Here is a 6,843-nt window from a genome sequence, read left to right on the forward strand (position 1 = left end):
GAGGTTATCATGCGGCCTTTTTTGTATCAGGCTAACGCTTACTCAGCCTTGGCTTTCGTGCGCTTGTCTTCAACAGTCCATTTACCACCATCGTAGTACGCCTTCCAGCCGGTAGGCTTGCCGTCTACTTCGGTCTGCACGTATTGCTCCTTGGTCTTTCGGCTGTAGCGGATGACCGCTGGCAGACCATCAGGATCCTTCTGTGGCGCTTCGCACAAGAAGTGGTACTTCGGATCGATCTCGTCCTTGTGCGGCAGAATCTCGATCACCAGCGGAGCACGGGTCTCGCGGTTTTTCGGGAACTGACTGGCTGCCAGGAACAGACCGGAAGCACCGTCGCGCAGGATGTAGGTGTCGTTGACCTTTTCGCATTTCAGCTCAGGCATTTTCACCGGATCCATCTTCGGCGGCGCCGCATCACCGCTCTTCAGCAGTTTGCGGGTGTTCTTGCAAGTTGGGTTGGTGCAACCGAAGAACTTGCCGAAACGACCGGTCTTGAGCTGCATCTCGCTGCCGCACTTGTCGCACTCCAGGCTCGGACCTTCATAGCCCTTGATGCGATAGTTGCCCTCTTCGATTTCGTAGCCCGCGCAATCCGGATTGTTACCGCAGATGTGCAGTTTGCGCTTCTCATCAAGCAGGTAGGCGTCCATCGCCGTGCTGCAAATCGGGCAGCGATGCTTGCCACGCAGAACCAACGACTCCGACTCGCCCTCGTCGTCCGCGGCAATCTCGTCGCCTGGCACCAGATTGACGGTGGCCTTGCAGCGCTCCTTCGGCGGCAGGCTGTAACCCGAGCAGCCAAGGAACACACCGGTCGATGCGGTACGGATCTGCATCGGACGACCGCATGTGGTGCACGGAATGTCGGTCATCACGGGCTGGTTGGCACGCATGCCATTGTCCGGGTTCTCCGCCACTTCAAGCTTCTTCTTGAAGTCGCCGTAGAACTCGTCCAGCACGTTTTTCCAGTCGCGCTCGCCCTGAGCCACGTCATCGAGGTTCTCTTCCATGCCGGCAGTGAAGCCGTAGTCCATGAGATTCGAGAAACTCTCCGACAGACGCTCGGTGACGATGTCGCCCATCTTTTCCGAGTAGAAACGACGATTGTGCAGGGTCACGTAGCCGCGATCCTGAATGGTCGAAATGATGGCTGCATAGGTCGAGGGACGACCGATACCACGTTTTTCCATTTCTTTCACGAGGCTCGCTTCGGAGTAACGCGCTGGCGGCTTGGTGAAGTGCTGCGACGGATCAAGCTTGATCAGCTTCATCACATCGCCCTGGGCCATGTCGGGCAGAACGTCGTCATCGCCAGGCTTGGCGATCTGCGGCAGGACGCGGGTGTAACCGTCGAACTTGAGGATGCGGCCCTTGGCGCGCAGCTCAAAGTCACCAGCAGCGACGCTGACAGTGGTCGACAGGTACTGCGCCGGCAGCATCTGGCAAGCAAGGAACTGGCGCCAGATCAGCTCGTAAAGGCGCTCAGCGTCACGCTCCATGCCTGCAAGCTTGCTTGGCGTGGTGTTGGCGTCGGAAGGACGAATCGCTTCGTGAGCCTCTTGTGCGCCTTCTTTGCTGCTGTAGACATTCGGCGCTTCCGGCAGGTACTTCTTGCCGAACTCATCTTCGATGTAGGTGCGCGCCATCGCCACGGCATCGGCCGAAAGATTGGTCGAGTCGGTACGCATATAAGTGATGTAGCCGGCTTCGTACAGACGCTGGGCCATCATCATGGTTTTCTTCACGCCGAAGCCCAGACGATTGCTCGCGGCTTGCTGCAGGGTGGACGTGATGAATGGCGCCGACGGCTTGCTGCTGGTCGGCTTGTCTTCGCGCTTGACGATGCTGTAGCTGGAGGACTTGAGTTTCTCCAGCGCGGCCGTGGCCTGGGCTTCGTTCAGCGGCTTGAAGGCTTCGCCCTTCTCGCGCGCCACTTCGAAACGTACAGTCGAGCCCTTGGCGGTGCCAAGATCGGCGTGCACTTCCCAGTACTCTTCCGGGTTGAACGCACGGATTTCACGCTCACGCTCGACCACCAGCTTCACGGCAACCGATTGCACGCGACCGGCCGACAGGCCACGGGCGATCTTGGCCCACAGCAGTGGCGAGACCATGTAACCCACAACGCGGTCGAGGAAACGACGCGCCTGCTGGGCGTTCACACGATCGATGTCCAGTTCGCCCGGCTCGGAGAACGCTTCCTGAATCGCTTTCTTGGTGATTTCGTTGAACACCACGCGCTTGTAGCGGCTGTCGTCACCACCGATGGCTTCGCGCAGGTGCCAGGCAATGGCTTCCCCCTCGCGATCCAAGTCGGTTGCGAGATAGATGGTGTCAGCATCCTTGGCGAGCCGGCGCAGCTCTTCGATGACCTTCTCTTTACCCGGAAGGATCTCGTACTGGGCTTTCCAGCCATGTTCCGGGTCGACACCCATGCGCGAAACCAGTTGCTTGCGCGCCTTCTCTTTCGGCGTGAGCACCGGCCCTTCGCCCGCGGCGGCCTTGCCGCGCTTGGCGGCCGGCTCTTTGCTGGCGCTAGCCGAACCGCTGGTGGGCAGGTCTCGGATATGGCCGATACTCGACTTCACCACGTATTGGTTGCCCAGATACTTGTTGATGGTCTTGGCCTTAGCCGGGGATTCCACAATGACCAGCGATTTGCCCATGGATCAGAAAATTCCTGAATTCTAGAAGTGAAAGGCGGTTGGCGCCTGACGCGGCACCGCTATATATAGTGGCTACAAGGTGAGGTCAAGCACAGGGTTCTGTGCGCACTCGCCTCATGGCTTGGAAAAAAGGCTCGGTTCGGCTTGCACCAAAGCAAAGCGTGGCACCTGCTCGCCGTCAACCTCGACCGACTCGACGAACATGCTCAAAGGGCGTACCCAGAAGCCGTAATCGCCATACAGGGCTTGGTAAAAGACCACTTCTTCCTCGGTCTCGGAATGCCGCGCCACACTGAATACGCGGTACTGCGGACCTTTGTAATGTTGGTAGAGCCCAGGTTGTATCGGCATGCTTCGGCCCTCACTCAAATTTTTTCAAAATAAATACAAAAATAAATCCACAAAAACAAAAACCGGGGCACTTGGCCCCGGCTTCCATCGACGAGACGCTTAAACGCGTTCGAAGACGGTGGAGATGCCTTGGCCGAGACCAATGCACATAGTGGCCACCCCAAAGGTGCCGCTATTCTGCTTCATCACGTTCAGCAAAGTGCCGGAAATACGGGCACCGGAGCAACCGAACGGGTGACCCAGGGCGATCGCGCCGCCGTGCAGGTTAACCTTCTCGTTCATCTTGTCGAGCACTTTCAGATCTTTCAGCACTGGCAGGGCCTGTGCAGCGAAAGCTTCGTTGAGCTCGAAGAAGTCGATATCGTTGATGCCGAGACCCGCACGCTTCAGGGCTTTTTTGTGTAGCCGGCACTGGACCATAGCCCATGATCGCCGGATCCACACCCGCCACCGCCATCGAACGGATCACGGCCATCGGCTGGATCCCCAGGTCCTGTGCACGTTGCGCCGACATCACGATCATGCACGAAGCACCATCGGTGATCTGCGACGAAGTACCGGCAGTCACGGTGCCACCCTTCGGATTGAAGGCAGGCTTGAGGGCCGCCAGACTTTCCAGAGTGGTTTCCGGACGAATGGTTTCGTCGTAGTCGAACAGCTTCAGGAAGCCGTTTTCGTCGTAGCCCTGCATCGGGATGATTTCGTCTTTGAACTTGCCTTCCACCGTCGCCTTATGGGCGAGCTGGTGGGAGCGTACGCCAAAGGCGTCCTGCTGCTCACGGGTGATGCCGTGCATCTTGCCGAGCATTTCCGCGGTCAGACCCATCATGCCCGAGGCTTTCGCCGCGTACAGCGACATGTGCGGGTTCGGATCGACACCGTGCATCATGCTCACGTGACCCATATGCTCGACGCCGCCAACCACGAATACGTCACCGTTACCGGTCATGATCGCTTGCGCAGCGGTGTGCAGGGCGCTCATCGACGAGCCGCACAGACGGCTGACGGTCTGGCCGGCCGAGGTGTGCGGGATCTGGGTCATCAGCGACGCCATGCGCGCGATGTTCCAGCCCTGCTCCAGGGTCTGGTTCACACAGCCCCAGATCACGTCCTCGACTTCAGCAGGATCGACCTTGGCGTTGCGTTCCAGCAGTTTGCTGATCAGGTGCGCCGACATGTCTTCGGCACGGGTGTTGCGGTGCATGCCGCCCTTGGAGCGGCCCATCGGAGTACGACCGAAGTCGACAATCACGACGTCTCTAGGATTCAAGCTCATAAGTTCACTCTCACTCTAGTTGGGGGCGCTTAACCGAAGAAGCTCTGGCCGTTCTTGGCCATTTCGCGCAGCTTCGCGGTCGGGTGGTACAGCGCGCCCAAATCAGCGTACTGGTCAGCCAGGGCAACGAACTCGGCAACACCGATCGAATCGATGTAGCGCAGCGCACCGCCACGGAATGGAGGGAAACCGATACCGTAAACCAGACCCATGTCGGCTTCGGCAGCAGTTTCAACGATGCCGTCTTCCAGGCAACGCACGGTTTCCAGGCACAGCGGGATCATCATCCAGTTGATGATGTCTTCGTCAGTGACTTCGCGCTGCTCGTAAACGATCGGCTTGAGCACTTCCAGCACCGACGGATCGGCCACCTTCTTCTGCTTGCCCTTCTTGTCGGTCTCGTAGGCGTAGAAGCCCTTGCCATTCTTCTGGCCCAGACGTTTGGCTTCGTAAAGCACGTCGACTGCCGAGCGACGGTCATCCTTCATGCGATCCGGGAAGCCTTCAGCCATCACGTCACGACCGTGGTGACCGGTGTCGATGCCGACCACGTCCATCAGGTACGCCGGGCCCATCGGCCAACCGAATTTTTCCATGATCTTGTCGATGCGCACGAAATCCACACCGGCGCTGACCAGCTTGGCGAAACCGCCGAAATACGGGAACAGGACGCGGTTGACCAGGAAGCCCGGGCAGTCGTTGACGACGATCGGGTTCTTGCCCATTTTCTTGGCGTAGGCAACGGTGGTGGCAATCGCCAGCTCGCTGGACTTCTCGCCACGGATCACTTCCACCAGCGGCATCATGTGCACCGGGTTGAAGAAGTGCATGCCGACGAAGTTTTCCGGACGCTTGAGGGCCTTGGCCAGCAGGCTGATGGAAATGGTCGAGGTGTTGGACGCGAGGATGGTGTCCTCTTTGACCTTGTCTTCGACTTCAGCCAGCACGGCTTGCTTGACCTTCGGGTTCTCGACCACGGCTTCAACAACCAGGTCGACGTGACCGAAGTCGCCGTAGGACAGGGTCGGACGAATGCCGTTGAGCACTTCAGCCATTTTCGCAGCGGTCATGCGGCCTTTATCAACGCGGCCCACCAGCAGCTTGGCGGCTTCGGCCAGACCCTGCTCGATACCGTGCTCGTTGATGTCTTTCATCAGGATCGGCGTGCCTTTGGAGGCCGACTGATAGGCAATACCGCCGCCCATGATGCCAGCACCCAGTACCGCAGCCTGTTTTACGTCCTTGGCGATTTCGTCGTAGGCCTTGGCCTTTTTTCTTCAGTTCCTGATCGTTCAGGAACAGGCCAATCAGACTCTGCGCGGCAGAGGTCTTGGCCAGCTTGACGAAACCTGCCGCTTCAACTTCCAGCGCCTTGTCACGACCGAAGTTCGCGGCTTTCTGGATGGTCTTGATCGCCTCAACCGGCGCCGGGTAGTTCGGGCCGGCTTGACCTGCCACGAAACCTTTGGCGGTTTCGAAGGCCATCATTTGTTCAATGGCGTTCAACTTGAGTTTTTTCAAGTTTTGGCTGACGCTTGGCCTTGTAATCGAACTCGCCGGAGATCGCGCGCTTGATCAGTTCAAGGGCAGCTTCCTGCAGCTTCTCTGGAGCAACCACGGCATCGACGGCGCTGACTTTCAGCGCGTCTTCAGGACGGTTTTCCTTGCCGGCGGCAATCCACTCGATGGCGTTATCGACGCCGATCAGGCGCGGCAGACGCACGGTACCGCCGAAGCCTGGGTAGATGCCCAGTTTGACTTCCGGCAGACCGATCTTGGCCTTGGTCGACATGACGCGGTAATCCGCCGCCAGGCACATTTCCAGACCGCCACCCAGGGCGATGCCGTTGATCGCGGCCACGGTCGGAACGTTGAGGTCTTCGAAATCGCTGAAGATCTTGTTGGCTTCGAGATTGCCAGCAACCAGCTCGGCATCCGGCAGCTTGAAGTTGTCGACAAATTCGGTGATGTCGCGCCGACGATGAACACGTCCTTGCCACTGCTGACGATCACGCCCTTGATCGAAGCATCTGCCTTGATGGTGTCCACGGCCTGACGCAGTTCGTTCAGGGTAAGACGGTTGAACTTGTTGACGGACTCACCCTTGAGGTCGAATTTCAATTCGACGATGCCACTTTCAAGAGCTTTAACCGTGATGGCTTTACCTTCGTAAATCATCAACTGATCTCCACGATATGGAAGCTGAACAGTACACGTCGGACGCAGGTAAATGGCTCGGCAGGACGCTTTTTCGTCGATGCTGACGCCAATCCACCCGGCACACCCGCCAACGCGATAGTCGGGATTCTGTAGGAGCAGTCTGTAAGACAAACGCTCAATTCATACGCCCGTTTGATTTGGGTACGCCACCTTCACGGAATTTCCGACAATTGTCAATCGCCCTAAATACGGGTTGAAATGCGACTTTGCGGTCATTTCTGTAAGACGCAGCCGCCGACACATGCTTGCATGTGAGGGTATTCATAAGATTAATAGTTAGAAATGTCGCCCTAATTCGCTGCAAGCCTTGTTTTAAACAGGGCTACG

At 57.9% G+C, this 6,843-nt stretch carries 2 protein-coding genes and 2 pseudogenes; all 4 read right to left on the reverse strand.

Features of this window, described 5'->3' with window-relative positions; all coding sequences use genetic code 11:
• Nucleotides 1-38: 38 nt before the first annotated feature.
• The 4 genes and pseudogenes from topA to fadB all read right to left on the reverse strand — a co-directional run bounded on the left by topA (nt 39) and on the right by fadB (nt 6,474).
• The gene (gene topA / locus HT737_RS06195; protein WP_121186410.1) at nt 39-2,669 is read right to left on the reverse strand and encodes a type I DNA topoisomerase; all 2,631 of its coding nucleotides are present in this window, start codon (nt 2,667-2,669) and stop codon (nt 39-41) included.
• A 114-nt stretch (nt 2,670-2,783) separates the two neighbouring features.
• Nucleotides 2,784-3,020 carry a DUF1653 domain-containing protein gene (locus HT737_RS06200; RefSeq protein WP_041069004.1) on the reverse strand — a complete coding sequence of 79 codons (237 nt, stop codon included), beginning with the start codon at nt 3,018-3,020 and terminating at the stop codon, nt 2,784-2,786.
• 99 nt (nt 3,021-3,119) lie between these two features.
• Nucleotides 3,120-4,296: pseudogene (fadA, locus tag HT737_RS06205) on the reverse strand (acetyl-CoA C-acyltransferase FadA).
• 29 nt (nt 4,297-4,325) lie between these two features.
• Nucleotides 4,326-6,474: pseudogene (fadB, locus tag HT737_RS06210) on the reverse strand (fatty acid oxidation complex subunit alpha FadB).
• Nucleotides 6,475-6,843: the final 369 nt, after the last annotated feature.

Origin of the sequence: Pseudomonas sp. MD195_PC81_125, assembly GCF_014060985.1 — a bacterium.
Taxonomy (GTDB): domain Bacteria; phylum Pseudomonadota; class Gammaproteobacteria; order Pseudomonadales; family Pseudomonadaceae; genus Aquipseudomonas; species Aquipseudomonas parakoreensis.

Excerpts from the sequence above, each read along its gene's own strand:
- topA (WP_121186410.1), bottom strand. The coding sequence starts at position 2,669 with ATGGGCAAATCGCTGGTCATTGTGGAATCCCCGGCTAAGGCCAAGACC.
- HT737_RS06200 (WP_041069004.1), bottom strand. The coding sequence starts at position 3,020 with ATGCCGATACAACCTGGGCTCTACCAACATTACAAAGGTCCGCAGTAC.